1 protein-coding gene is annotated in these 1,522 nt (G+C 63.1%); it reads right to left on the reverse strand.

Annotated elements, in window-relative coordinates; translation table 11 throughout:
• Window positions 1-150 precede the first annotated feature (150 nt).
• Window positions 151-1,281 (reverse strand): zinc-dependent alcohol dehydrogenase family protein, encoded by a 1,131-nt coding sequence (locus NZM16_RS04950; protein ID WP_295448813.1) that lies wholly within the window; start codon window positions 1,279-1,281, stop codon window positions 151-153.
• Window positions 1,282-1,522 lie beyond the last annotated feature (241 nt).

Consider the following 1,522-nt stretch of genomic DNA (forward strand, 5'->3'; position numbering starts at 1 on the left):
CCTCCCCAGGGTCTCGGGGGCCCAGAGAAGAGGTTCGGTGGCCTCTCTCGCCCCAAAACCCTACGAATCAAAAACGCAATCCGCCACAAGTAAACACTACCAGGCTGCCGAAAGCAACTTTCCCAACCGGAAGCATCGCTCAGGTTCCCCTCACGCAAACCGCACCACCTGACGCACCACCTCCCCGCGGGCCAGCGCGTCGAAGCCCGCATTGATCTCCTCCAACTGGATCGAGCGGCTGAAGAGGAGATCCACCGGCAGCATCCCGGCCTGATAAAGGGCCAGGAACCGCGGAAGATCCCGACGGGGGACAGCGGACCCCATATAGGAGCCCTTGATCGTTCGCTCCTCCAGCACAATGCTCACCGCCGGGACGCTGAACATGCGCTCCGGATGCGGCAGGCCGATTGTGATGGTAACGCCCCCTCGTCGGGTGGCCTGGTAAGCCTGAACCAGCACCTGCTCGCTGCCGACGCTTTCGAAGGCATAGTGAACCCCACCCCCGGTGAGATCTCGAACGGCCTCAACAGGATCCACTTCGCGGGCGTTCAAGACATGGGTGGCTCCCATCCGGCGGGCCAGGTCCAGCTTCGCTGGGAGGATATCCACCGCGATGATCGGATAAGCGCCCGCTAGGCGCGCTCCCATCACCACGCTGAGCCCCACGCCCCCCAGTCCGAAAACGGCCACACTCATCCCTGGCTCCACGCGGGCAGTGTTCACCACTGCACCCACCCCAGTTATCACCGCGCAGCCGAATAGGGCTGCTCGCTCCGGCGGAATCTCTGGATCGATGCGGATCAGTGACTCCTGCGCGGCGATCGTAAACTGAGAGAAGGCGGAAACTCCCAGATGATGATGCAGGGGCTGTCCGGAGGCGTTGCGGAACCGCCGGGCGCCGCTCAGCAGCGTCCCGGCCGCATTGGCCCGGTTGCCGTTTTCGCACAAAACCGGACGGCCGGTGACGCAATAGACGCAGCGCCCACACATCGGGACAAATGAGAAGACCACATGATCCCCTGGTCGCAAATCGTGGACCCCCGGACCGACCTCCCGCACGATCCCTGCTGCTTCATGGCCCAGGATCATCGGCGTAGGCCGCGGGCGGGAACCGTCGATCGCGGAAAGATCCGAGTGGCACAGGCCCGCCGCCATGATCTCCACCAGCACCTCTCCCGGCCCCGGTCCCTCCAGCTCCACCTCCTCCACGGAGAGAGGACAGGTTTCTTCATAGGGCCTGGGCTTCCCCATTTCGTAAAGAACGGCCGCACGGGTCTTCATGCTGGCCTCCTCCTTTCCCGGGAAGAAGTAGCGATGAAGAACATCCTATCGTGTAGGGCAATCTCCACCCCCCTTTCCCCCTCCCCGTGCAGCTTTGCCGCACGGGGAGGGAGGAATTCGTTCTTTAGGAATTCGTTCTTTATTGTAGGGTGCGGGCCGCCAGAGGCGGCCCGCACCCCATAAACCGTTAGCTGAACACGCAGCAAAGGCAACATATGGCGCGGGCCGGATCACCACCCAA

Origin of the sequence: Thermoflexus sp. (assembly GCF_025055495.1) — a bacterium.
Lineage (GTDB): Bacteria > Chloroflexota > Anaerolineae > Thermoflexales > Thermoflexaceae > Thermoflexus.

What these genes read in the sequence shown, in the direction of transcription:
- NZM16_RS04950 (WP_295448813.1), bottom strand. Translation starts at nt 1,281, where the DNA reads ATGAAGACCCGTGCGGCCGTTCTTTACGAAATGGGGAAGCCCAGGCCC.